Annotated in this window: 23 protein-coding genes; 15 read left to right on the forward strand and 8 right to left on the reverse strand. The window is 70.3% G+C overall.

Annotated elements, in window-relative coordinates; translation table 11 throughout:
* The first annotated feature begins 44 nt into the window (after nucleotides 1-44).
* From QMK34_RS05865 to QMK34_RS05885, 5 genes are read left to right on the forward strand one after another with little or no spacing between them, the layout of a single operon-like run.
* Nucleotides 45-791: an enoyl-CoA hydratase family protein gene (locus QMK34_RS05865; RefSeq protein WP_326412426.1), complete on the forward strand. Its 747-nt coding sequence runs from the start codon at nucleotides 45-47 to the stop codon at nucleotides 789-791.
* Nucleotides 788-1,648: a CoA transferase subunit A gene (locus QMK34_RS05870; protein ID WP_326412323.1), complete on the forward strand. Its 861-nt coding sequence runs from the start codon at nucleotides 788-790 to the stop codon at nucleotides 1,646-1,648. The genes QMK34_RS05865 and QMK34_RS05870 overlap by 4 nt, the downstream gene beginning before the upstream one ends.
* Nucleotides 1,645-2,379 carry a CoA-transferase subunit beta gene (locus tag QMK34_RS05875; protein WP_326412325.1) on the forward strand — a complete coding sequence of 245 codons (735 nt, stop codon included), beginning with the start codon at nucleotides 1,645-1,647 and terminating at the stop codon, nucleotides 2,377-2,379. Before QMK34_RS05870 ends, QMK34_RS05875 begins: the two co-directional genes overlap by 4 nt.
* Nucleotides 2,376-3,422, forward strand: a complete 1,047-nt coding sequence (locus QMK34_RS05880; RefSeq protein ID WP_326412326.1) for an NAD(P)H-dependent flavin oxidoreductase — start codon at nucleotides 2,376-2,378, stop codon at nucleotides 3,420-3,422. The genes QMK34_RS05875 and QMK34_RS05880 overlap by 4 nt, the downstream gene beginning before the upstream one ends.
* A gap of 30 nt (nucleotides 3,423-3,452) precedes the next feature.
* The gene (locus QMK34_RS05885; RefSeq protein ID WP_326412327.1) at nucleotides 3,453-4,250 is read left to right on the forward strand and encodes an alpha/beta fold hydrolase; all 798 of its coding nucleotides are present in this window, start codon (nucleotides 3,453-3,455) and stop codon (nucleotides 4,248-4,250) included.
* Nucleotides 4,251-4,675: 425 nt separating this feature from the next.
* Here QMK34_RS05885 and QMK34_RS05890 read toward each other — a convergent pair whose 3' ends face one another.
* Genes QMK34_RS05890 through QMK34_RS05905 form a run of 4 tightly spaced genes read right to left on the reverse strand, consistent with a single transcriptional unit; the run spans nucleotide 4,676 to nucleotide 8,706 of the window.
* The gene (locus QMK34_RS05890; protein WP_326412329.1) at nucleotides 4,676-5,881 is read right to left on the reverse strand and encodes a metal-dependent hydrolase family protein; all 1,206 of its coding nucleotides are present in this window, start codon (nucleotides 5,879-5,881) and stop codon (nucleotides 4,676-4,678) included.
* On the reverse strand, nucleotides 5,878-7,308 hold the full coding sequence (locus QMK34_RS05895) for a sodium:solute symporter family protein (protein WP_326412330.1): 1,431 nt from the start codon (nucleotides 7,306-7,308) through the stop codon (nucleotides 5,878-5,880). The genes QMK34_RS05890 and QMK34_RS05895 overlap by 4 nt, the downstream gene beginning before the upstream one ends.
* Nucleotides 7,305-7,502, reverse strand: a complete 198-nt coding sequence (locus QMK34_RS05900; protein ID WP_326412331.1) for a hypothetical protein — start codon at nucleotides 7,500-7,502, stop codon at nucleotides 7,305-7,307. Before QMK34_RS05900 ends, QMK34_RS05895 begins: the two co-directional genes overlap by 4 nt.
* A gap of 10 nt (nucleotides 7,503-7,512) precedes the next feature.
* Nucleotides 7,513-8,706, reverse strand: a complete 1,194-nt coding sequence (locus QMK34_RS05905; protein ID WP_326412333.1) for a M20 metallopeptidase family protein — start codon at nucleotides 8,704-8,706, stop codon at nucleotides 7,513-7,515.
* Nucleotides 8,707-8,827: 121 nt separating this feature from the next.
* Between QMK34_RS05905 and QMK34_RS05910 the strand changes: the two genes are divergently transcribed.
* Nucleotides 8,828-9,835, forward strand: coding sequence for an Lrp/AsnC family transcriptional regulator (locus QMK34_RS05910; protein WP_326412334.1), 1,008 nt, complete (start codon nucleotides 8,828-8,830; stop codon nucleotides 9,833-9,835).
* Nucleotides 9,836-10,027: 192 nt separating this feature from the next.
* Here the strand turns inward: QMK34_RS05910 and QMK34_RS05915 are convergent, their stop codons facing one another.
* From QMK34_RS05915 to QMK34_RS05930, 4 genes are read right to left on the reverse strand one after another with little or no spacing between them, the layout of a single operon-like run.
* A complete protein-coding gene (locus tag QMK34_RS05915; protein ID WP_326412335.1) occupies nucleotides 10,028-11,179 on the reverse strand; it encodes an acetyl-CoA C-acetyltransferase in 1,152 nt (383 codons plus the stop codon).
* The gene (locus QMK34_RS05920) at nucleotides 11,172-11,789 is read right to left on the reverse strand and encodes a TetR/AcrR family transcriptional regulator (RefSeq protein WP_326412337.1); all 618 of its coding nucleotides are present in this window, start codon (nucleotides 11,787-11,789) and stop codon (nucleotides 11,172-11,174) included. Before QMK34_RS05920 ends, QMK34_RS05915 begins: the two co-directional genes overlap by 8 nt.
* A complete protein-coding gene (locus QMK34_RS05925; protein ID WP_326412338.1) occupies nucleotides 11,782-12,558 on the reverse strand; it encodes an SDR family oxidoreductase in 777 nt (258 codons plus the stop codon). The genes QMK34_RS05920 and QMK34_RS05925 overlap by 8 nt, the downstream gene beginning before the upstream one ends.
* Nucleotides 12,555-13,682: an acyl-CoA dehydrogenase family protein gene (locus QMK34_RS05930; RefSeq protein ID WP_326412339.1), complete on the reverse strand. Its 1,128-nt coding sequence runs from the start codon at nucleotides 13,680-13,682 to the stop codon at nucleotides 12,555-12,557. The genes QMK34_RS05925 and QMK34_RS05930 overlap by 4 nt, the downstream gene beginning before the upstream one ends.
* A gap of 70 nt (nucleotides 13,683-13,752) precedes the next feature.
* Between QMK34_RS05930 and QMK34_RS05935 the strand changes: the two genes are divergently transcribed.
* The 9 genes from QMK34_RS05935 to QMK34_RS05975 all read left to right on the forward strand — a co-directional run bounded on the left by QMK34_RS05935 (nucleotide 13,753) and on the right by QMK34_RS05975 (nucleotide 22,813).
* Nucleotides 13,753-15,258 carry a FadD3 family acyl-CoA ligase gene (locus QMK34_RS05935; protein ID WP_326412341.1) on the forward strand — a complete coding sequence of 502 codons (1,506 nt, stop codon included), beginning with the start codon at nucleotides 13,753-13,755 and terminating at the stop codon, nucleotides 15,256-15,258.
* A complete protein-coding gene (locus tag QMK34_RS05940) occupies nucleotides 15,255-16,094 on the forward strand; it encodes an enoyl-CoA hydratase (RefSeq protein ID WP_326412342.1) in 840 nt (279 codons plus the stop codon). The genes QMK34_RS05935 and QMK34_RS05940 overlap by 4 nt, the downstream gene beginning before the upstream one ends.
* Nucleotides 16,094-17,218, forward strand: a complete 1,125-nt coding sequence (locus QMK34_RS05945) for an acyl-CoA dehydrogenase family protein (RefSeq protein ID WP_326412343.1) — start codon at nucleotides 16,094-16,096, stop codon at nucleotides 17,216-17,218. Before QMK34_RS05940 ends, QMK34_RS05945 begins: the two co-directional genes overlap by 1 nt.
* Nucleotides 17,215-18,150, forward strand: coding sequence for an acyl-CoA dehydrogenase family protein (locus tag QMK34_RS05950; RefSeq protein WP_326412345.1), 936 nt, complete (start codon nucleotides 17,215-17,217; stop codon nucleotides 18,148-18,150). The genes QMK34_RS05945 and QMK34_RS05950 overlap by 4 nt, the downstream gene beginning before the upstream one ends.
* Nucleotides 18,147-19,118 carry an acyl-CoA dehydrogenase family protein gene (locus QMK34_RS05955; RefSeq protein WP_326412347.1) on the forward strand — a complete coding sequence of 324 codons (972 nt, stop codon included), beginning with the start codon at nucleotides 18,147-18,149 and terminating at the stop codon, nucleotides 19,116-19,118. The genes QMK34_RS05950 and QMK34_RS05955 overlap by 4 nt, the downstream gene beginning before the upstream one ends.
* A gap of 177 nt (nucleotides 19,119-19,295) precedes the next feature.
* Nucleotides 19,296-20,318: a fatty acid desaturase family protein gene (locus QMK34_RS05960; RefSeq protein ID WP_326412348.1), complete on the forward strand. Its 1,023-nt coding sequence runs from the start codon at nucleotides 19,296-19,298 to the stop codon at nucleotides 20,316-20,318.
* A 9-nt stretch (nucleotides 20,319-20,327) separates the two neighbouring features.
* Nucleotides 20,328-21,428, forward strand: coding sequence for an MBL fold metallo-hydrolase (locus QMK34_RS05965; protein ID WP_326412350.1), 1,101 nt, complete (start codon nucleotides 20,328-20,330; stop codon nucleotides 21,426-21,428).
* Nucleotides 21,425-21,679 (forward strand): Smr/MutS family protein, encoded by a 255-nt coding sequence (locus QMK34_RS05970; protein WP_326412351.1) that lies wholly within the window; start codon nucleotides 21,425-21,427, stop codon nucleotides 21,677-21,679. The genes QMK34_RS05965 and QMK34_RS05970 overlap by 4 nt, the downstream gene beginning before the upstream one ends.
* Nucleotides 21,680-22,303: 624 nt before the next feature.
* Nucleotides 22,304-22,813, forward strand: a complete 510-nt coding sequence (locus tag QMK34_RS05975; RefSeq protein WP_326412353.1) for a J-domain-containing protein — start codon at nucleotides 22,304-22,306, stop codon at nucleotides 22,811-22,813.
* Nucleotides 22,814-22,940: the final 127 nt, after the last annotated feature.

Raw genomic sequence — 22,940 nt, forward strand, 5'->3', positions numbered from 1 at the left:
GCAAGTGCTAGGTTTGTAACCCGGAAGGGACCGTGACCACGGCGATGCCCATCTCGACGCACTCGCCCGAGCCCGGCATCGCCGTGGTCACGGTGGACACACCGCCGGTGAACGCGCTGACCGCGCGGGGCTGGCTCGAGCTGGCGGCCGCGCTCACCGCCGCCGGGCGCGAACCGGCGACCCACGTCGTGGTGCTGCGGGCCGAAGGGCGCGGGTTCAACGCCGGGGTCGACATCAAGGAGATCCAGCGCGACCCCGGCCACTCCGCGCTGATCGGCGCGAACACCGGCTGCGCGGCGGCCTTCTCCGCGGTCTACGACTGCGAGGTGCCGGTGATCGCCGCGGTGCAGGGGTTCTGCCTCGGCGGCGGGGTCGGCCTGGTCGGCAACGCCGACGTCGTGGTCGCGAGCGAGGACGCGCGGTTCGGGCTGCCGGAGGTCGACCGCGGCGCGCTCGGCGCGGCCACCCACCTCGCGCGGCTCGTCCCCCAGCACCTGATGCGCGCGCTCTACTACACCGCCACCACCATCGACGCGCACCAGCTGCACCACCACGGTTCGGTGTACGCCGTCGTCCCGCGCGCGGACCTGGACGAGACGGCACTCGGCGTCGCGCGCCTGATCGCGGCGAAGGACACCCGCGTGATCCGGGCGGCGAAACAGGCCATCAACGGCATCGACGTGCAGCCGGTGCACCGCAGCTACCGGTTCGAGCAGGGCTTCACCTTCGAACTGAATCTCGCGGGGGTCTCCGACGGCGCTCGCGCCGCGTTCCTGGAGGGCAAGACGTGACGGACAAACGGATGACCCCCGACGAGGTCGTCGGCGAACTGCGGGACGGGATGACGCTCGGGATCGGCGGCTGGGGCTCGCGGCGCAAGCCGATGGCACTCGTCCGGGCGATCCTGCGATCGCCGCTGAAGGACCTCACGGTGGTGTCCTACGGCGGCCCGGACGTGGGACTGCTGGCGTCGGCCGGGAAGATCCGGCGGCTTGTCTTCGGCTTCGTCACGCTGGACTCGATCCCGTTCGACCCGTGGTTCAGCCGGGTCCGCGAAGCGGGTGGGATCGAGGTGACCGAGTACGACGAAGGCGTCTTCGGCACCGGCCTTTCCGCCGCGGCACAACGACTTCCCTTCCTCCCGACCCGGGCGGGCCTCGGCTCGGACGTGCCGCGGTTCACCCCCGGCCTGCGTACGATTCGCTCGCCCTATGCCGACGGCGAGGAGCTGCTGGCGGTGCCCGCGTTGCGGCTCGACGCGGCGCTGGTGCACCTCAACCGCGCCGACGCGCGCGGCAACGCGCAGTACCTCGGCCCGGACCCGTACTTCGACGAGCTGTTCGCACTCGCCGCGGACCGTTGTTACGTGTCGGTGGAGCGGGTCGTCGAGACCGCCGAACTGACGGTGGACGCGCCGGTGCAAAGCCTGCTGCTGACCCGCGCGAGCGTGCACGGCGTCGTGGAAACCCCGCACGGCGCGCATTTCACGACCGCCGCACCGGACTACGGCCGCGACGAACGGTTCCAGCGGCACTACGTCGAAGCCGCGAAGGACCTCGACGCGTGGCCGCGGTTCGCCGACCGGTTCCTCTCCGGCGGCGAAGGCCGCTACCAGGCCGAAGTCGCGAAATTCCGGGAGTCCGCATGAGTGACGTGACGCGCGCGGAGGTCGCCGTCGTGGCCTGCGCCGAGCTGTTCCGTGGCGACGGCGAGATCGTGGTGAGCCCGATGGGGTTCGTCCCGGCGCTGGGCGCGCGCCTGGCGCGGCTGACGTTCGAGCCGGACCTCCTGCTGTCCGACGGCGAGGCGTACCTGCTCGCCAACACCACCGGCACGCCGGTGATCGAAGGCTGGCAGCCGTTCCGCAAGGTGCTCGACACCGTGGTGCCCCAAGGGAAACGGCACGTGGTGATGGGCGCGAACCAGGTCGACCGGCACGGCAACCAGAACATCTCGGCCATCGGCGACCACGCGCACCCGAAGAAGCAGCTGCTCGGCGTGCGCGGCGGGCCGGGCAACACGGCCAACCACCGCACGAGCTACTGGGTACCCCGGCACAGCAGGAGGGTCTTCGTGGAGCACGTCGACGTCGTGTCCGGCGTCGGGTTCGCCAGGGCGCGCGAGGCCGGGCTGCGCTATCACGACGTGCATCGGGTGGTGACGAATCTCGGCGTCCTGGACTTCGGCGGCGAGGACCACGCCGCCAGGCTGCTGTCGGTGCATCCGGGCGTCTCGGTCGACGAAGTCACCGACGCGACGTCGTTTCCCCTGGAGACGTCCTCGGTGGCCGAAACCCGCCTGCCGAGCGAGGAGGAACTCCGGCTGATCCGTGCGGTGCTGGATCCGAAGTCCTTGCGGGACAAGGAAGTCCCGTCGTGAAGACCGCGCTCACCGAGCTGGTGGGCGTCCGTCACCCCGTGGTGCAGACCGGGATGGGCTGGGTCGCGGGGCCGCGGCTCGTGTCGGCGACCGCCCAGGCGGGCGGGCTCGGCATCCTGGCCTCGGCGACGATGTCCTACGACGAGCTCGAAGCGGCGATCAAGGAGACCAGGAGCCGGACGACCCGGCCGTTCGGCGTGAACCTGCGGGCCGACGCCGACGACGCCCAGCGCCGGGTGGAGCTGCTCATCGCGTCCGGGGTCCGGGTCGCGTCGTTCGCGCTGGCGCCGAAGAAGGACATGATCGCGCGGCTGAAGGACAACGGGATCGTGGTGATCCCGTCGGTCGGCGCCGCGCGGCACGCGGAGAAGGTCGCGGGCTGGGGCGCGGACGCGGTGATCGTCCAGGGCGGCGAGGGCGGCGGCCACACCGGCGGCGTCGCGACGACCCTGCTGCTGCCTTCGGTGCTCGACGCGGTGGACATCCCGGTGGTCGCGGCGGGCGGTTTCTTCGACGGCCGCGGGCTGGCGGCCGCGCTGGCCTACGGCGCGGCCGGGATCGCGATGGGCACCCGGTTCCTGCTGACCAGGGAAAGCACGGTGCCCGACGCCGTCAAGCAGGCATACCTCGAGCACGGCCTCAACGGCACGGTTGTCACCCGAAAGGTGGACGGGATGCCGCATCGGGTGTTGCGGACCGACCTGGTCGACGCGCTCGAAGGGTCCGGTCGCGTCACCGGACTGGCCCGCGCGGCCGCCAACGCGGTCCGGTTCCGCAAGCTCACCGGCCTTTCGTGGGGTGCGCTGGCGCGGGAAGGACTCTCGATGAAACGTGGCGGCGAGCGGACGTGGTCGCGGCTCGTGATGGCGGCCAACACCCCGATGCTGTTGCGCGCGGGCCTCGTCGAGGGCGACACGAGAGCGGGAATACTGGCGTCGGGCCAGGTAGTCGGCCTGCTCGGCGATCTTCCCCCGGTCGAGGAGCTGATCGACGGGATCGTGGCGGACGCCGCGGCGATCCTGAACCGGTTGGGCACCGGCTGAGGCCGCGATTCGCTGTGCTTGACTGCCGTCATGATCTCGGAAAGCCGTTGCCCGGTCGTGGACGGCGAGCTGTACGTCCGCAGCGGAGGCACCGGCCCGGTCCTGCTGATGATCCCAGGCGGGATCGGCTCGGCCGACACCTACCGGACGCTGGCCACGGCGCTGGCGGCGCAGTACACCGTCGTGACCTACGACCGGCGCGGGCACTTCCGCAGCACCGACGAGACGACCGGCTCGATCTCGGTCGAGCTCCAGGCGGACGACGCGTACGCGGTCGCCAAACATCTCGGCACCGGCCCGGTGCTCACCTTCGGCACCAGCGCGGGCGCCCTGATCGGCCTCGACCTGGTGGCCCGTTACCCCGACGCCGTGTCGGTGCTGGTCGCCCACGAGCCGCCCGCGGTCCAGCTCCTGCCGGACGCGCTGGGCTGGCTCGACGCGGCCGCGGGCCAGGTCCGGCTGGCCCGCTCCGGCGACCTGATGGGCGCGTTCAAGCGGTTCACCGGCGCGATCGCCGGCGCCGCGCTGCCGGAGCTGCGCGCGGTCCGCCTGCCCAACGAGCAGGACTGGAAGATGCTGTTCGATCGGGAGATCACGGCGTTCTTCGACTACCTCCCCGACCTGCGCGCGCTGCGCAAGGCCCGAGCCGACATCATCCCGGCGGCAGGCAAAGAGAGCCGTGGCCACTACCATTACCAGCCCGCGAAGGTGCTGGCCCTGGAGCTAGGCCTCCCGTTCGCAGAGATGCCCGGCGCCCACCTGGCCCCCCAGCGCAACCCAGCCCAGTTCGCCCCAGCCCTCACCAACCTCCTAACCGCAACAGACTAACCCAGCAGCCCTGTCCTGAAGGCCGCAGTTAGGGCGTCTAACGCTGTCAAGGTGGCCTTCAGAGACAGTCAAACCCAGCCACACAAAACCCAGCCACAACACCAACAACAAAAACCCAACCCCAGCAGTCCGCCCCAGCCACAGCGTCTCCCCGAGCCCTGCGAGGGGAGACTTCACCGCCGCGCGCCCTCTTTCAGGCCCGCCAGGGCCTCCCAACTCGCGACGGTAGGTCGCCCCCGTAAAAACAAAGCCGCACTTTCGTACATGGTCAGGGGCGACCTGGCGGCGCGAGTTTGTGAGCGCGCTGGCCAAAAAACACAGGCTTCTAACCGCACCTCAGGACTAGACCACAAGCCGCGCCTACGCAGGGCCAAGAGCGACCTGGCGGCGCGAGTTCGTGACCGCACCGGCCAAAAAACCGCACCTCAGGACCCAGCCACCAAAACCCCGTCCTGCCAAACCTCCCGAACATTCCCAGCGAGCCCCCCAAAGTCAAAAACATCCCCGTCAACAACCACCAGATCCCCCCGAAATCCCGGCGCGACCAGCCCCAGATCCTCCATCCCCAGCAACCGCGCGGCCGAGGACGTAGCAGCCTCCAGCACCTCAGCGGGCCGCATCCCGCACGCCGCCATCAGAGCCAGCTCCTCAAGGTTGGTCCCATGTGGACCGACCCCGCTATCGGTCCCCATGGCGATCCGCACCCCGGCCTCAACAGCCCGCCGCACCGAGTCGGCATGGATCTCCACGACTTCCCGTGCCTTACGCACCACCGCATCCGGCAGCCCGGCCCCCGCTTCCGCGGCCCGGATCACATTCACCGGCGCGACCAAGGTGGGCACCAGCCAAGTCCCATGCGCCAGCATCAGCTCAATGGCCTCGTCATCAAGATAGATCCCGTGCTCAATAGACCGAATCCCGGCCCGCACGGCGTTCTTGATCCCCTCAGCCCCTTGAGCATGAGCCATCACGGCCCGGCCCTGCATCCGCGCCTCGGCGACAAGCACATCCAACTCGACCGGCGTGAACTGCGAATGCCGCGGATCATCACGCGGCGACAGCACGCCCCCGGTGGTACACACTTTGAGCACATCGGCCCCGGCGCGCAACAGCGTGCGCGCGATCCGGCGCATCTCGTCGGGCCCGTCGACGACGGAATCGGGCCGCCCGGGATGCGGGACCGAGAGTGGGACGCAGTGCCCGGAGGGCAGCCAGCCGTCGCCGTGCCCGCCGGTGGGGCTGATCAGGCCGATGGAGATCTGCAGTCGCGGGCCCGCGATCAGGCCGTCTTCCACGGCCTGTTTGATGCCGAGGTCCGCGCCGCCCGCGTCCCGCACGGTGGTGATGCCCAGTGCGAGTGTCTTTTCCAGGTTCCGCGCCGCTTGGTAGAACTGGTAGGAGAACGGCCGCTGGACGCGGGTCAGGATGCTCAGTTCGGTCACCGTGACGTGGACGTGGCAGTCGAACAGCCCGGGGAGCAGCGTCGCGCCGGTGCAGTCGATCACCTGGTCGCCGTCGAGGCCGGTCCCGACCTCGGCGATCAGGCCGTTCTCGAGGACGACGTCGGCGAGGGCGGGCTCGCTGCCGGAGCCGTCGAACAGCTTGCCACCGCTGAACACCGTGCGCGTCATACCAGTTCTCCTGTCTTCTCCGGAACCTCCGCGCGCCGGGTCGCGAAGGCGACCAGGAGGAGCACGACCACGTTGACGCCGAGCCCGACCAGGCCCGCGTTGAAGTTCCCGGCGAGATGAGTGTCCACAAAGGTCAGCCACAGCACGACGACCTCGCCAGAGACGAGCCCGGCCAGCACCGGCACCTTCCCCACCGGCACCCGGCGCAGGAAGCCCAGCGCGTTGGCGGGCGCCAGTTGCACCGAACCGGAGAAGGTGAGCAGGAGCAGGTTGGCCAGCAGGTCGGGGCGGAAGATGCCGAGCACCAGCGCGAGCGCACTGGCGATGACGACCGTGCCGTGGTTGATCCAGAACTGCCTGCGTTCGCTGCGCACGCGGACGATGTTGCGCGCGACGAGCGAGGAGATCCCGATCAGGATGCCCGCCGCGGGCACCATCGCGGTGGCGATGGCGGCGACGACCACCAGCCCGGTCGCCCAGGGCGGCAGCACGTCCTTGCTCAGGCTCAGCAGCACCCCGTTGGAGTTGGCGGTCTTCGGCACCACCAGTATCGCCGCGAAGCCGACGATCATCGGCAGCATCAGGCACAGCTCGTACACCGGCATCCAGGTGTAGTTGCGGCGCAGCACCTTCGGGTCACGCGCGGACATCAGCGCGGGCCAGGAGTGCGGCAGGGTCATCAGCCCGACGCCGATCGCGCTGACCAGCATGCTGGTGATGAACCAGACGTGGTCGTTGGCCCCGGCGTGGATGATCAGCTTGTCCGGGTGCAGCTGCTCGATCTTGTGGAACACCGCGGAGATCCCGCCCGCGAAGTGCGTCGGGATGGCCACGATCAGCACCACCAGCACGACGAGCATGATCGCGTCCTTGAAGTACGACGTCGTCGCGACGCCGCGCAAACCGGCCCACAGCACGAAAGCGACCACCAGCGCGCAGCCGATGACCATGCTCAACGTGCCGGAGGCCGCGTCGCCGGTGACCAGTTTGACGATCAGGCCGAGGCCGGTGATCTGCAGCTGCAGGTATGGCAGCACGAACAGCACCCCGAGCACGGCGGACAGCGTGCCGAGGGCCTTGCTGCCGAAGCGGTCCTGCAGGAAGTCGCCCTGGGTCAGGTAGCCGCGTTCCTTGCCGAGCGTCCACAGGCGTTTCGCGAGGAAGAACAGCACGATGTAGCCGATCGGCACGTACGGCAGCGCGTACATCGCCGCGACGCCGCCGCTGAAGGCGAGCCCGGCCATGCCGAGGAAGGTGAAGGTGGTGAACACCTCCCCGGCCTGCAGGAACCACATGGTGAGTGCGCCGAACTTGCGCCCGCCGACGGTCCATTCGGCGAGATCCGCGGCCGGTTTGCGCCGCCCGACGAAGCCGAGCACGCCGATCAGCACGATGCCCGCGAAGGTGAACACGACGATGGTGGTCATTCGCTCTCCTCCCCCCTGGCCATGAGCCGCTCGCTGAGCAGCAGTGCCGGGGTGAACATGAGGCACCAGAACCCGCCCCAGACGAGCATCCGGGGCAGCCCGAGCCACAGGCCGGTGGTGTTGACGAAGGGCAGGAACGGCATGAGCACGAGGGCGAGCGCCGGGAGCATCGGCGGCAGGTGATGGCTGCGCACGGTTTCCCCCTCAGCCCAGCGCCGCGAGTTGCCGGGTGGCCAGTTCGGCGAGCAGCGCGGCGCCGTCGGCGAGCACACCGTCGTCGAACGACGCGAGCGGGGAATGGTTGCCCGCCGTGGACTTCGGGTCCGCCGCGGTGCTCGCGCCGAGGAACACGAACGCGCCGGGCACCCGCGCGAGCACGCGGGAGAAGTCCTCGGAGCCGGTCATCGGGTTGGGCAGTTCCTCGAAGCGGTGTTCGCCGAAGACCTCCCGGACGGTGTCGGCGACGAACTCGTGCCCGGACTGGTGGTTGACCGTCACCGGGTATTCGGCCGCGCAGGCGACCTCGAGGTCGAGCCCGTGCGCGGCGGCGATGCCCCGGCAGATCCGGACCGACTGTTCCCGCACCCGATCCCTGGCCTCCGGCAAGAACGAGCGCACGGTGGCTTCGAACGTCGCGTCGTCGGGGATGATGTTGTGGCGGGTGCCCGCGTGGAACGTCCCGACCGTGACCACGACCGGGTCGAAGACGTCGAAGCCGCGGGTGACCATCGTCTGCAGCGCGGTGACCATTTCGCAGGCAGCGGGGATCGGGTCGAGCGACTCCGACGGCCGCGAGCCGTGCCCACCGGCGCCGATCACCCGCACGCTCAACCGCTCCGAAGCGGCCATCAGCGGTCCCGGCCGGGAGACGAACAGGCCGTTCTCGAAGGTCGAAGACGTCACGTGCAGGCCGTACGCCGCGTCGATCGGGCGCCCGGCGGCTTCGAGGACGCCTTCCTCGATCATGTGGCCCGCGCCGTCGTAACCCTCTTCGCCGGGTTGGAACATGAACACGACGTCGCCCGCGAGCTCCTCCCGCCGGGCCGACAGCAGGCGGGCCGCGCCGACGAGGCCCGCGGTGTGCAGGTCGTGGCCGCAGGCGTGCATGGCGCCGTCGATCCGGGAGGTGAACTCGGCCCCGGTCCGCTCGGTGACCGGCAGGGCGTCCATGTCGCCACGCAGCAGCACGACACCGCCGGGCTTGCCCCCGCGGAGCACGCCGACGACGGAGGACAGTTCCTCGCCGGCACTGAGTTCCAGCGGCAGCCCGTCGAGGGCTTCGAGCACCTTCTCCTGCGTGCGCGGCAGGTAGAGGCCGATCTCCGGGGTCTGGTGCAGGTCGCGGCGGACGGCGACCAGCTCGTCGTGCAGGGCGGCGGCGTCGGAGCGCAGGCTCATCGGTCTCCCTCGCAGGATCATCGACATATGCTGATTCGAGAATGATGCGAGTATCGAACGCCAGGAGCCTCAGTTTGCCAGGAATCCGCCATTCGCCGGCCCTCCAGACGAGGAATCCACCATGCTGAGCGAGAACGACCTCAAACTGGTCGAAGCCCTCCAGGTGAGCCCCCGGGCGCCGTGGTCGGTGGTCGGGCAGACCCTGGGCGTCGGCGCGGTCACCGCGGCCCGCCACTGGGAGACGCTGGTGGAGCGCGGCGACGCCTGGATGACGGCGTATCCGGGCGGCGGGCCGAGCTCCCAGATGGCGCTCGTCTTCGTCGAGATCGACTGCGGGCCCGGCGAGCTGCTGCGCGTCGCGCACGCCCTCGCCGACGACGTCCACGTGGCGACCGTCGAGTACGTGGCCGGCCATTGCGACCTGCTGGTCCACGTGGTCGCGCCGACGTTGCGCGAGGTCTCGGACTACGTGCTGCACCGGCTTTCCGCGCTGCCCGGCGTGGTCGCGACACGGACGGTCGTCTCGCCCCGGTTGTTCACCGAGGGCAGCCGCTGGCGCGTCCGCGCCATCACCCCCGGCCAGCGCGAGGCCCTGGCGCCGAGGCCCCCGCGAAGCCACGGAGCCGTGAAGTTCGGGGAGCCGGACCGCGCGCTCATGCTCGCGCTGGGCGAGGACGGCCGGGCGTCCGCGGCGGCGCTCGCGCTGCGGCTCGGCGTCGGCGCCAGTACCGTCCGCCGTCGCCTCGACGGCCTGCTCGACAGCGGCTACCTGCGCCTGCGCTGCGAAATCGCCCGCTCGCTGTCACCAGCGCCGGTGACCGCGATGCTCTGGCTGCGGGTGCCGCCGGACAAACTGGAGACGACCGCGCGGTCGCTGGCGATGCTGACCGAGGTCCGCATGTGCGCGGCGATCAGCGGTTCGGCCAACCTGATGCTGGTGGTCTGGCTGAGCTCGCAGCACGAGACGGTCACCCTGGAGAGCGCGCTGGCGGGCAAACTGCCTTGGCTGGAGATCGTCGACCGGGCCGTGACGCTGCGCGGCATCAAGCTGATGGGCCGCCTGCTCGACGAAACCGGCCGTTCGCGCGGCCGGGTTCCGCTCGACTTCTGGGCGCCCGTCCCGGCCTGAGCGAGAGACCCGGCCGCCCTGGGCGAATCGTCAGTCCCTCGCGCGATCGGACCCCCTGCGGCCGACCCCGCGCACAGCGGCCAGGTCTCTCGGGCCCCAGTTTGCGCGACCGGCAATGCACGTGCAACTGCACGTGCCTCGTTCACCCGGAAGTGTGACCCGATGTTCAGGTTCGCTGTCAGAATCCACTTGTCAGAGGCGCTCGAGGACGGTGACGTTCGCGGTGCCGCCGCCCTCGCACATGGTCTGCAGGCCGTACCGCCCGCCACGACGCTCCAGCTCGTGCAGCAGGGTCGCGAACAGTTTGGTGCCGGTCGCGCCGATGGGGTGCCCGAGCGCGATGCCGCCGCCGTTGACGTTGACCCGTCCGGGGTCGGCGCCGGTCTCCTCGAGCCAGGCGAGCACGACGCTGGCGAAGGCCTCGTTGACCTCGAACAGGTCGATGTCGCCGATGGCGAGACCAGTCCTGCGCAGCGCGTGCGCGGTCGCCGGGATCGGGCCGGTCAGCATCCACACCGGATCCGCCGCCCGCACCGACAGGTGGTGGATCCGCGCGCGCGGCGTGAGCCCGTGCGTGCGCACGAAGTCCTCGGACGCGATGAGCGTGGCGCTGGCACCGTCTGAAAGCTGGCTCGCGACCGCGGCCGTGATCCGCGAACCCTCGCTGAGCGGCTTCAGCCCGGCCATCCGCTCGAGACTGGTGTCGCGCCGGGGGCCTTCGTCGTGCCGGACGCCGTCGAACGGGACGATCTCGGCGTCGAACCGGCCCTCGTCGATCGCCGCGGCCGCCCGCCGATGGCTGCGCAGCGCGTACGCCTCCATCGCCTCCCGGCTCAGGTCCCAGTGCTCGGCGATCATGTCCGCGCTGCGGAACTGCGAGATCTCGACGTCGCCGTAGCGGTCTTGCCAGCCCTTCGAACCGGAGAAGGGATCGGCGAAGCCGTACTCGCGCCCGGCCAGCATCGCCGCGCTGATCGGGATGGCACTCATGTTCTGCACCCCGCCCGCGAGCACCAGGTCCATCGTGCCGCTGAGCACCGCCTGCGCGGCGAAGTGGACGGCCTGCTGGCTCGACCCGCACTGCCGGTCGATGGTCACGCCCGGCACGTGGTGCGGGAACCCGGCGGCGAGCCAGGCCGTGCGCGCGATGTTGCCGGACTGCGGCCCCAGCGTGTCCGTGCAGCCCAGGATCACGTCGTCCACCAGCGCGGGATCGACCCCGGCCCGCTCGACGACCGCGCGGATCACGTGCGCGCCAAGCTCAGCCGGGTGGACGCCGCTCAGTGCGCCGCCGCGACGGCCGACGGGCGTGCGCAGTGCGTCCAGGACGTAGGCCTCAGCCACGCTTCCTCCTCTTCGTCGCGATGCCGTCGAGCAGGATCCCGAGGTACTGCTGCGCGACGTCGTCCGCGCTCAGCGCGCCTTCGGGGTTGTACCAGCGGACCGCGACCCACACCGTGTCCCGGATGAACCGGTAGACCAGCTCGACGTCGAGGTCCTCGCGGAACACCCCGGCCGTGACGCCGTCGGTCAGGATCCCGTTCCACAGCTTGCGGAACTCGGCGTTGCGGTCGTTGAGATAGGCGAAGCGCGGCAGCTGCATGAGGTGCTTGGCCTCGCTCTGGTAGATCGCCACCTCGGCCGGCCGCCGGTGGATCGACTCGAAGGACGCGACGACGACGGCTTCGAGGGTCTCGCGCGGCCCCTTGCCCTGCCCCACGATCTCGGCGTACGCCCCGAACAGCTCGTCGAGGAAGCCGGTCAGGATCTCGTCCGCCATCGACTCCTTCGAGTCGAAGTGGTGGTAGAGACTGCCCGACAGGATCCCGGCGGCGTCCGCGATGTCCCGTACCGTCGTGGCCACGTAACCACGTTCGGCGAACAGCTTCGCCGCCAGCGCCAAGAGCTCGGCGCGCCGGGATCCGGGGGTGCTCTTCACTGTTACCTCACGCATGCTGGGAACTCACGGACACGACTTCGCCGGTCAGGTACGAGGCGTACTCGCTGGCGAGGAACACCATCACATTCGCCACCTCCCATGGCTCCGCCGCCCTCCCGGAAACCTCCCGCGCGGTCAGTTCGGCGAGCAGCTCCTCGCTGGTGACCTTGGTCAGGAAGGGATGCATCGCCAGACTCGGGGCGACGGCGTTGACGCGGATCCCGTACGGCGCGACGTCCACGGCGGCGCAGCGTGTCAACGCCATCACCCCGGCCTTGGCCGCCGCGTAGTGCGCCTGCTCGGCCTGCGCCCGCCAGCCGATCACCGACGCGTTGTTGACGATCGCGCCGCCACCGCCCTGCGCGATGAACCGCCTGATCGCCGCGCGTGTGGCCCGGAACGTGCCGTTCAGGGTCACGTCCAGCACCCGGGACCACTCGTCGTCGGTCATGTCCACAATGGACTTCGAGCCGCCGAGCCCGGCGTTGTTCACCAGGACGTCGATCCGGCCGAAATGCGCGGCCGCGCCGTCGATCAGGGCCTGGACCTGCTCCTCGTTCGTGACGTCACAAGCGATCGCGTGGACCTCGCCGAACTCCGCGAGCTCGACGGCCTTTTCGCCGAGCCGCCGCTCGTGCCAGTCACTGAGCACGACGTGCGCGCCTTCCTCCAGCGCGCGGCGCGCGACGGCAGAGCCGATGCCGGTGCCCGCGGCCGCCGTCACGACGACCACCTTGTCCCGCAACAGGTTCGAGCCCTCGGGGTACTTCGGCACAGCGATCACGGACGGGCCTCCCTTGGCAGTCCGAGCACGCGCTCGGCGATGATGTTCCGCTGGATCTCGTTCGAGCCGCCGTAGATCGTGTCGGCCCGGCTGAACAGGTAGAGCCGCTGCCACTCGTCCAGGCCGCCCTCGGTGACCAACCCCACGGCGCCGCGCACGAGCATCGCCAGCTCGCCGAGCGAGCGGTGCCAGTTCGCCCAGACCAGTTTGGACACTTCGGCGACACCGGGCGCCGGGTCACCCAGCGTGCGGATCGCGTGTGCCCGCATGACTTCCAGGCCCACCCACGCGCGGTCGATCCGTTCGGCCACCAGGGGGTCGTCACAGCTCGCGGCCAGCTCCGTGAGCGTTTCGAGCTCACGCCGGAACCCGACCTGCTGGCCGAGCGTCGCGACACCACGTTCGAAGGCCAGCGTGCCCATCGCGACACGCCAGCCGTCACCGGGCTCGCCCACCACGAGGTCCCGCGCGGTGCGGGCCCCGTCGAAGAAGACCTCGTTGAACTCCGAGGTGCCGGTGAGCTGGCGGATCGGGCGCACCTCGATCCCCGGCTGGTCCATCGGCACCAGCAGACAGGAAAGCCCGTGGTGACGCCGGGAACCCGGCTCGGTGCGCGCGAGCACGAAACACCACCCGGCGACGTGGGCCAGCGAGGTCCACACCTTTTGCCCGCGCAGCACCCAGTCGTCCCCCTCCAGGGTGGCCGTGGTGGCCACCGCCGCGAGGTCCGAACCGGCGCCGGGTTCGGAGTATCCTTGACACCACAGGTCTTCGACGGCGGCGATGCCCGGCAGGAACCGGCGCTGCTGCTCCGGTGTGCCGAACGCGATCAGCGTGGGGCCGAGCAGCTCCTGCCCGAGGTGACTCACCTTGGCCGGGGCGTCCGCCCGCGCGTACTCCTCGTGGAAGACGACCTGCTCGGTGAGCGTCGCGCCGCGGCCACCGTGCTCGACCGGCCAGCCGACGCACGCCCAGCCCGCGGCGGCGAGGTGCCGTTCCCAGGCCAGGCGTTCGCCAAAGGCCTCGTGCTCACGCCCCGGCCCGCCCAGACCTCTCAGCGAGGCGAACTCGCCGCTGAGGTTTTCGGCCAGCCAGGAGCGAATCCGGGCCCGGAAGTCCGCCACGGTTCCTCCTCTAGCCAACTCGCGCACTGCTGCGTACGCTACCCTACCAAGCACTTGCTAGGGAGACTTCATGGACGAAGTGACCATCCCGGCGGCGCTCGATCACGCGGCGGACCGGTTCGGCGCGCGGGAGGCGCTGGTCGACGGGCCGCTCCGGCTCACCTACGCGGAACTGGCCCGGCGCGTCCGCCAATGCGCCCGTTACTTCGACGCCCATGGCGTCCGGCGGGGCGACCGGGTCGCGCTCTGCTCCCCCAACACCTGGCACTGGGTCATCGCGGCGCTCGGCGCGCTGTACACCGGGGCCACCCTCGTGCCGGTCAACACCCGTTTCACCGCAAGGGAAACTCGGGACGTCCTGACCAGGGCGAACGTCTCCGCACTGGTGATCACCGGCCGGTTCCTCGGCTCCGACCGGCTCGCGGACCTCGGCGACGACCTGCCGCCCGCCCTTCTGCGCATCCCGGTGGAAGGCACCGACGAACCCCGGGAGGGCGTCACCGAGTGGGCCGGCCTCGCGCGGTTCGAGCCGGAGTTCACCAGTCCCGCCGAGCCCGGCGACGTCAGCGACATCCTGTTCACCTCGGGGACCACCGGCCGCGGCAAGGGCGCGATGAGCAACCACCGGCAGGCGCTCGGGGTCGCCGCGGCCTGGGCCGCCTGCGGCGAACTGACCGAGCAGGACCGCTACCTGGTGATCAACCCGTTCTTCCACAGTTTCGGGTACAAGGCGGGCATTCTCGCGGCCATCCTGCGCGGCGCGACCCTGCTGCCGCAGGTCACCTTCGCCGTCCGGGACACGCTGGCGCTGATCGAGGCCGAGCGGATCACCGTGCTGCCCGGCGCGCCGACGATCTACCAGGTCCTGCTCGACGCCCCCGAACGGCGGGCCCACGACCTGTCCAGTCTGCGGCTCGCGGTCACCGGCGCGGCGAACGTCCCGGTGGCGCTCGTCGAGCGGATGCAGCGGGAGCTGAGTTTCGACACCGTGCTCACCGCGTACGGGCTCACCGAGGCGGTGGTCGCGACCATGTGCCGCCCGGACGACGACGCCAAAACGGTCGCGCACACCTGCGGCCGCCCGGCCGCCGGGTTCGAGGTCCGGCTCGGCGACCTCGGCGAGGTGCTGCTGCGCGGGCCGAACGTGATGCTCGGCTACCTCGACGATCCCGAGGCCACCGCACGGGCGATCGACGCCGACGGCTGGCTGCACACCGGCGACGTCGGCGTGCTGACCGCGCGCGGGCACCTGCGCATCACCGACAGGATCAAGGACATGTACGTCTGCGGCGGGTTCAACGTCTACCCGGCCGAGGTCGAGCAGGCGCTCGGCTGGCTCGACGGCGTCGCCGAGTCGGCGGTGGTCGGCGTGCCGGACAAGCTGCTCGGCGAGGTGGGCAAGGCGTATGTCCGGCCACGGCCGGGCGTCACACTGTCCACAGAGGACGTGCTGGCGCATTGCAAGAAGAACCTGGCCAACTACAAACAGCCCCGGCAGGTGGAGTTCCGCGGGGAACTGCCGCGCAACGCGTCCGGGAAAGTCCTCAAACGGGTGTTGCGGGAGGAGAACAGATGACCGTGGCCTACGAGCGGCGGGGGCCGGTCGCGCTGGTGAGCATGAACCGCCCCGAGTACCGCAACGCGCAGAACTCCGCCATGACCTACGCGCTCGACGAGGCGTTCACCCGCGCCGTCGAGGACGACGAGGTCAAGGTGATCGTGCTGGCGGGCAAGGGAAAGCACTTCTCGGCCGGGCACGACATCGGCAGCCCCGGGCGCGACGCCGACGTCTCGTTCGAGCGCAAGGCCGTCCTGTGGTGGGACCACGTGGGCGCGCCGGGCGGTGACCAGCGGTTCGCCCGCGAGTCGGAGGTTTATCTCGGCATGTGCCGCCGGTGGCGGGAGATCCCGAAACCGACCATCGCGAGTGTGCAGGGCGCGTGCATCGCGGGCGCGCTGATGCTGGCCTGGGTGTGCGATCTCATCGTCGCCTCCGAGGACGCGTTCTTCGCCGATCCCGTGGTGCGCATGGGAATCCCGGGCGTCGAGTACTTCGCCCACCCCTGGGTTCTCGGGCCGCGCGCGGCCAAGGAGGTCCTCTTCACCGGTGAGCGGTTCAGCGCCCAGCAGGCCAAGGAGTGGGGCATGCTGAACCGCGTCGTCCCACGGGCGGATCTCGAGACCGAGACGTTCGCGCTGGCCGGGAAGATCGCCGAGATGCCCCGGCTCGGCCTCGCGCTGGCGAAGAAGGCCGTGAACCAGGCGGAGGACCTGATGGGCCTGCGGTCCGGAATGGACTCGGTGTTCGGGCTGCACCATTTCGCCCACGCGCACAACGCCGAGGTCTCCGGCGGCGACTCCCTCGGCGGGCAGGACGCGCGCTCGATGCGTGACGCGAACAGGAAGCCCTGATGGACCTGGAGCTCGACGAGCACGCGGTCGCCTTCCGTGACGAAGCCCGTGCCTGGCTCGCGCGGAACGTCCCGCGCGAGCCGCTGGCTTCCTTCGACACCGCCGAGGGTTTCGAGCAGCACCGCGGCTGGGAGCGGAAGCTCGCCGACGCGCGCTGGTCCGCCGTGTCCTGGCCGCGGGAGTTCGGCGGCCGCGCGGCCAGGCTGCTGGAATGGGTGCTGTTCGAGGAGGAGTACTACGCGTCGGGCGCGCCCGGACGGGTGAACCAGAACGGGATCTTCATGCTCGCCCCCACCCTGTTCTCCCATGGCACCGAAGAACAACTGCGCCGGATCCTGCCCGCGATGGGCCGCTCCGACCAGGTCTGGGCGCAGGCCTGGTCCGAACCCGAGGCGGGCAGCGACATCGCGGCGTTGCGCAGCAGCGCGACGCGCACCGACGGCGGCTGGGTACTCAACGGCCAGAAGACCTGGAGTTCGCGCGCCGCGTTCGCCGACCGCGCGTTCGGCCTGTTCCGCAGCGACGCCTCGAGCACCCGGCACCACGGGCTCACCTACCTGATGCTGGACCTGCGCGCCGGCGGCGTCCGCGTCCGGCCGATAGCACAGCTCGACGGCGAGCCCGGGTTCGCGGAGATCTTCCTCGACGACGTCTTCGTGCCTGACGAGGACGTCATCGGCGAGCCGGGGCAGGGCTGGCGGGTGGCGATGACCACGGCGAACAACGAGCGCGGCCTGTCGCTGCGCAGCCCGGGCCGGTTCCTCGCCGCCGCGGACCGGCTCGTCGCGCTCTGGTCGTCGGCGGGGAGCCCGGCGTCGCTCGCGGACCGGGTCGCCGACGCCTGGATCGGCGCGCGGGCCTACCAGCTGCACACCTTCGACACGGTCACCCGTGGCGCCTTGCCGGGCCCGGAATCGAGTGTCACCAAGCTGTTCTGGTCACAGCTCGACGTCTCACTGCACGAGACGGCGCTCGAGCTGCTCGGCCCGGAGTCGGAGCTGCGGGGGCGCTGGGCCGACGGCTGGCTGTTCTCGCTGGCCGGGCCGATCTACGGCGGGACCGACCAGATCCAGCGCACGATCGTCGCCGAACGGCTGCTCGGCCTGCCGAAAGGGGCCCGATGAGATTCGCGCTGTCGGCGCAGCAGCAGCAGTTCTCGGCGAGTCTCGGCGATCTACTGTCCACTCTGGACACAGCAGGCGCGAACCGGGCCTGGGGCGCCGGAGATCCCGGACCCGGACTCAAGATCTGGCGGCGGCTGGCCGAGCTCGGCGTGACAGCGCTGGTCGTCCCGGAAACCCACGACGGGCTGGGCGCCGGGCCGGTCGACCTCGTCGTCGCGTTCGAGCAGCTGGGCCGCCACTGCGTGCCCGGCCCGTGGACCGACACCGTCGCCGTCCTGCCGTCACTGCTGGACGACGAGCTGCTGGCCTCGGTGGCGACCGGCGAGACGCTGGCGTCACTCACCTTCGCCCCGCACGTCCCGTACGCACTCGACGCCGACGTGGCCGATGTCCGGATCGCGGTGGACGGGGATCGTCTGCGCACTTTCGGTCCCGGCCGCTGTCTGTCCTCTGTGGATGCGTCACGGCGGCTGTTCGAAGTCACCCCGGGCGACAAGCTGGGCCCCGCGCTCGACGTCGGCCGAGCAGGCGAACTGGGCACCCTCGCCACCGCCGCCCAGCTGCTGGGAGCCGGGCGCTGGCTGCTCGAAACCTCGGTCGCCTACGCCGGGCACCGACGTCAGTACGGCCGTGAGATCGGCGGATACCAGGCTGTCAAGCATCTGCTCGCCGACGCCGCGACCGGCCTGGAACTGGCCGCGCCACTGGTGTTCGGCGCGGCCGTGACCCTCGATCCCCGCGACGTCTCGGCGGCGAAGGTCGCGGCGGGCGAGGCCGCACACCGCGCGGCGCGGACCGGCCTGCAGGTGCACGGCGCGATCGGCTACACCGCCGAACATCCGCTCGGCCTGCGGCTGACCAGGGTGCGGGCGCTGGTCGCGGCTTGGGGCACGCACCGCTTTCACCGCGACCGGATCTTGGCGGCGCGATGACCTTCACCACGGAACAGGACGCGCTGCGCGACAGCGTCCGCACGTTACTCACCCGCGAAACCGAGCCGTGGAAAGCGTTGTGCGAACAGGTCGGCGTGGCCGGGCTGACGATTCCCGAGTGGCACGGCGGGTCGGGCGCGGGCACGGCGGAGCCGCAGATCGTCGCCGAGGAACTGGGCCGGGTGCTGTCGGACGCGCCTTTCCTCGGCACGGCCCTGGCCACCCGCGCGGTCCTCGCCACCGGAGACGACCACCTGCCGCCCCGGCTGGCCAAGGGCGCGGTCGCCGCTCTGGCGTGGACCGGTCAGGAGGGCCGCTGGTCACCGGACACCGTCGCCTGCGTGACTGACGGGTCCACTGTGGACGGCGTCGCGCACTACGTCCTGGACGGGGCCACGGCGGAGATCCTGCTCGTGGTGGCGGACACCGGTGACGGCCTCGCGCTGTTCGAAGCCGAGCCCGGCGCGGCGTGCCGGGTCCAGACCCCCACGCTGGACGAGACCCGGCACCTCGCGCGTGTCGCCTTCGACCGCACACCCGCGCGGCCGCTGGGCCCGATCGACCTCGGCCCGGTCCGCGACTTCGCCTGCGCCCTGCTGGCGGCGGAACAGGCGGGCGCGGCGGCACGCGCGCTCGAAATCACCGTCGAGTACACCAAGCAGCGCCACCAGTTCGGCAGGCCCATCGGGGGTTTCCAGGCACTCAAGCACCGGATGGCCGACCTGTACGTCCTGGTCGAGACCGCGCGTTCCGCGGCCTACGCGGCGCCGACGTCGAGCCGCTTGGCGGCCGTGGCCAAGGCACACTGCGCCGAGACGCTGTCGGCGGTCGCCGCCGAGATGATCCAGCTGCACGGCGGCATCGGGATCACCTGGGAACACCCCGCACACCGCTACTTCAAACGCGCGCACGCGACATCCCACCTCTTCGGCCCGGTCCACAGCCACCTCGCACGAGCCCGCCCCTGACCCTCGCCACCCCGTCCACCAGTGCCCCTGAAGGCCACCTTCACCGCGTTTTACGCCGTGAAGGTGGCCTTCAGGGGCACTGGAAACGACCACCGCGTCGGGGGTGGGGCCAGCCCCCGTGGCGGCCCTCGGGCCCACCGGCTTCTCCCAGGTCAGGGCACACAGCAGGCTGGGCGGGTGACCACAGAGAACCTCACACAGCGCACCAGCAGCGACTTCGCGCAGCTGTCCCGTCGCGTCGCCGACGCCGGGCTCCTCGCGCGGCGCCCCGGGTACTACGCCTTCCGGATCGCGCTGGTCGCGACCCTGTTCACCGGAGGCTGGGTCGCGCTGTTCGCGCTCGGTGACTCCTGGTGGGCGCTGGCGGTGGCCGTGTTCCAGGCGGTGATGTTCGGCCAGATCGCCCTGCTGTCCCACGACCTCGCGCACCGCCAGGTGTTCCGCACGCGGCGGCCCAGCGAGATCGCCGGGTGGATCTCGGGCAACCTCTGCGTCGGCATGAGCTACGGCTGGTGGATGGACAAGCACACCCGCCACCACGCCAACCCGAACCACGAGGAGCTCGATCCGGACGTCGACCCCGACATCCTCGTGTGGTCGAAGGACCAGGCCCGCGCCAGCCGCGGCCTGCCCCGGTTCGTCGGCCGCTACCAGGCGTTCCTCTTCTTCCCGCTGCTCACGCTCGAAGGCCTCAACCTGCACCTGTCCGGCATCCGCGCGGTGCTCAAGCCGACGCTGAAGCACCGGGGCCTGGAGGCGGCGCTGCTGCTGGCCCACTTCGCGCTCTACCTGTCCGCGCTGTTCGTGGTCCTCTCCCCCGGCAAGGCGCTGGTCTTCTTCGCCGTCCACCAAGGACTGTGGGGCATCTACATGGGATCGATCTTCGCGCCCAACCACAAGGGGATGCCGCTGCTGACCGGGAAGCCCGAGCTGGACTTCCTCCGCAAGCAGGTACTGACCTCACGCAACGTCGAGGGCAGCCACGTAGTGGACGTCGCGCTGGGCGGGCTGAACTACCAGGTCGAGCACCATCTGTTCCCCAGCATGCCGAGCCCGCACCTGCGCCGGGCACAGCCGATCGTCGAGGACTACTGCGCCGAGCTGGGCATTCCCTACCTCAAAACCGGGCTGATCGACTCCTACGCCCAGGCACTGCGGAGCCTCCACGAAGCTGGGGAACCTCTCAGGAAAGCCTCGTAGACTCGGCTCATGAGCAAGAAGACGATCGCGGCCTGCCTGGGACTCGCCGGGCTGGCCTGGGTGTTCCGCGACTTCCCGGCCCAGTTCGGGGCGAAGGCCGCCGGTGCGCGGGCCGAGCGGATGCGGAACTCACCACAGTTCGCCGACGGTCTCTTCCACAACGCCGCGACCACCCGCGCCACGCCGGACCGGGGCTCCTTCGGGGACCTCGCCCGGGAGTTCCTCTTCGACGAGAACCGCGGGCTGCGGCGCCCAGGCGGCGAGATCCCGCTGGTCAGGACCACGCCGCGACCGGCGGGCGACGGGCTCCACCTGACATGGTTCGGGCACGCGTCGACGCTGGTCGAGATCGACGGCGCCCGCGTGCTGCTCGACCCGGTCTGGAGCGACCGGGTGTCCCCGGCCACGTTCGCCGGGCCGAAACGGCTGCACGAGCCGCCGGTCTCCCTCGACGCGCTCGGCCGGATCGACGCGATCGTGATCTCGCACGACCACTACGACCACCTCGACATGCCGACCGTGCGGCGCCTGCTGGAGACGCAGTCCGCGCCGTTCCTGGTGCCGCTGGGCGTCGGGGCGCACCTGGAGCGCTGGCAGGTCCCACCGGATCGCATCATCGAGCTCGACTGGGCCGAGGAAGCCGAGGTCGCGGGCATCCGGTTCATCGCCACCCCCGCCCAGCACTTCTCCGGCCGCGGGCTGTCCAACGACAGCACACTCTGGGCGTCCTGGGTACTCGCCGGAGCTGCCCACCGCGTGTTCTACACCGGCGACTCGGGCTACTTCGACGGCTTCGCCGCGATCGGCGAAGAGCACGGCCCATTCGACGCGGCACTGATCCAGATCGGCGCGTACGCCCCGCAGTGGCCCGACATCCACATGACCCCGGAGGAAGGCGTCGCGACCTGCCTCGACGTCCAGGCCCGACTGCTCGTCCCGGTGCACTGGGCCACGTTCACCCTGGCCCTGCACCCGTGGACCGAACCGGTGGACCGGGTCTGGCGCGAGGCGAAAGCCCACGACGTCACCCTCGCGATCCCCCGGCCCGGCGAACGAATCGACGCCGCGGAACCACCCGCGGTCGACGGCTGGTGGCAGGCACTGGCATGAAACTGAAACTCGACCTGCACGACATCTACAACCACGGCGGCGAGATCGACAAAGCGCTGCGAGACATCATCGACGAGGCCGTGGCGAAGAAGGCGCCGCTGGTGGAGATCATCCCCGGTAAGGGTTCTGGTCAGCTGAAGAAACACGTGCTGCGGTTCCTGGACCGGAAGGACATCAAGGCGCTCTACCACCGGGTCGAGAAGGACTCTGACAACTTCGGGCGAGTCTTCGTGCACTTTCGGTGGAAATGAGTGGGCGGGTTTTTTGGTTTAGTCCTGAGGTGCGGCTAGAAGCCTGTGTTTTTTGGCCAGCGCGCTCACAAACTCGCGCCGCCAGGTCGCCCCTGACTTCCAGCGTAAGTGCGGCTTTTGCTTGTAGGGGGGCGACCTACCGTCGCGAGTTGGGGCGGCCTGGCGGCCGCGAAAGAGGGCGCGCGGCGGTGAAGTCTCCACTCGCAGAGCTCGCGGAGACGCTGTGGTCCCGGACCACGCGGGGGTTGGGTTTTGGTGGTGCGTGTCGGGGGCGAGACTGGATGAACCGGTGACACGCGTGGCTGAGTCTGGGCGGTTCCGCGCACTGTGAAGTCTTGGGGTCCGAGGCCAGACGTGGCCAAGTCTTGACGGCCGGTGACTGGCGTGGCTGGGTCTGGGCGGTTCCGCACACCGGGAAGTCTTGGGGTCCGAGGCCAGGCGTGGCTGAGTCTTGGCGGCCGGTGAGTGGTGTGGCTGGGTCTGGGCGGTTTTGCACAGCGTGAAGGCTTGGTGGTGGGGGTTATGGACGGAGTTTTTGGGGTGTTTTTTTGTCTTAAACGGTCCGTTTATGGTGCGCTCTCGCTGAGGGTGGGCGTGGGGTGGTCGGTTTTGTTATTCTTGGGGGTGACGGAGCGGAAGCCGCCGGGGGTCAGCTTTGAGACGTGGATCGACAAGCAGGTTCGCGAGGCTACCGAGCGTGGGGAAATGGATGACCTTCCTGGGGCTGGGAAACCGCTGTCCGGGCTGGGTGGTCCGCAGGATGAGCAGTGGTGGCTGAAGCAGTATCTCGCTCGCGAGGGGTTGTCGGGCGATGGGCTTCTGCCTGAGTCGTTGCAGTTGCGCAAGGAACTGGAGCGGCTGCCCGCTGTTGTGCGCGAGCTCCTGGCGGAGGATGAGGTGCGCGGCGTTGTCGCGGAGCTCAACCTGCGGATCGTCGCTTGGATGCGGATGCCGTCGGGCCCGCAGATCGTGGTGGGTCTCGCTGATGCGGACGAGGTCGTCGCGCGGTGGCGTGAGGAGCGGCCCGCGCCGGAGGCTCGGCCCGTTTCGGAGGCCGCTGTCGAGGAGGCCGCTGTCGAGGAGGTGCCGACGCGTGGTGGCTGGTGGCGCAGGGTGACTCGCAAACTGCGCTGAGTCCCGTCAGACCGTCCCTGAGCTTGGGCGATCCGAAACTGTCGGTGGTCGCTGGCATGCTTCGCTCCACAAGCCGCTGATGCGGGCTTCCGGTGCTTGGCGGCGCCGGGGAACGCCCGGACGGCAA

The sequence above is a fragment of the Amycolatopsis sp. H20-H5 genome (assembly GCF_035828755.1).
In the GTDB taxonomy this organism is placed as follows: domain Bacteria; phylum Actinomycetota; class Actinomycetes; order Mycobacteriales; family Pseudonocardiaceae; genus Amycolatopsis.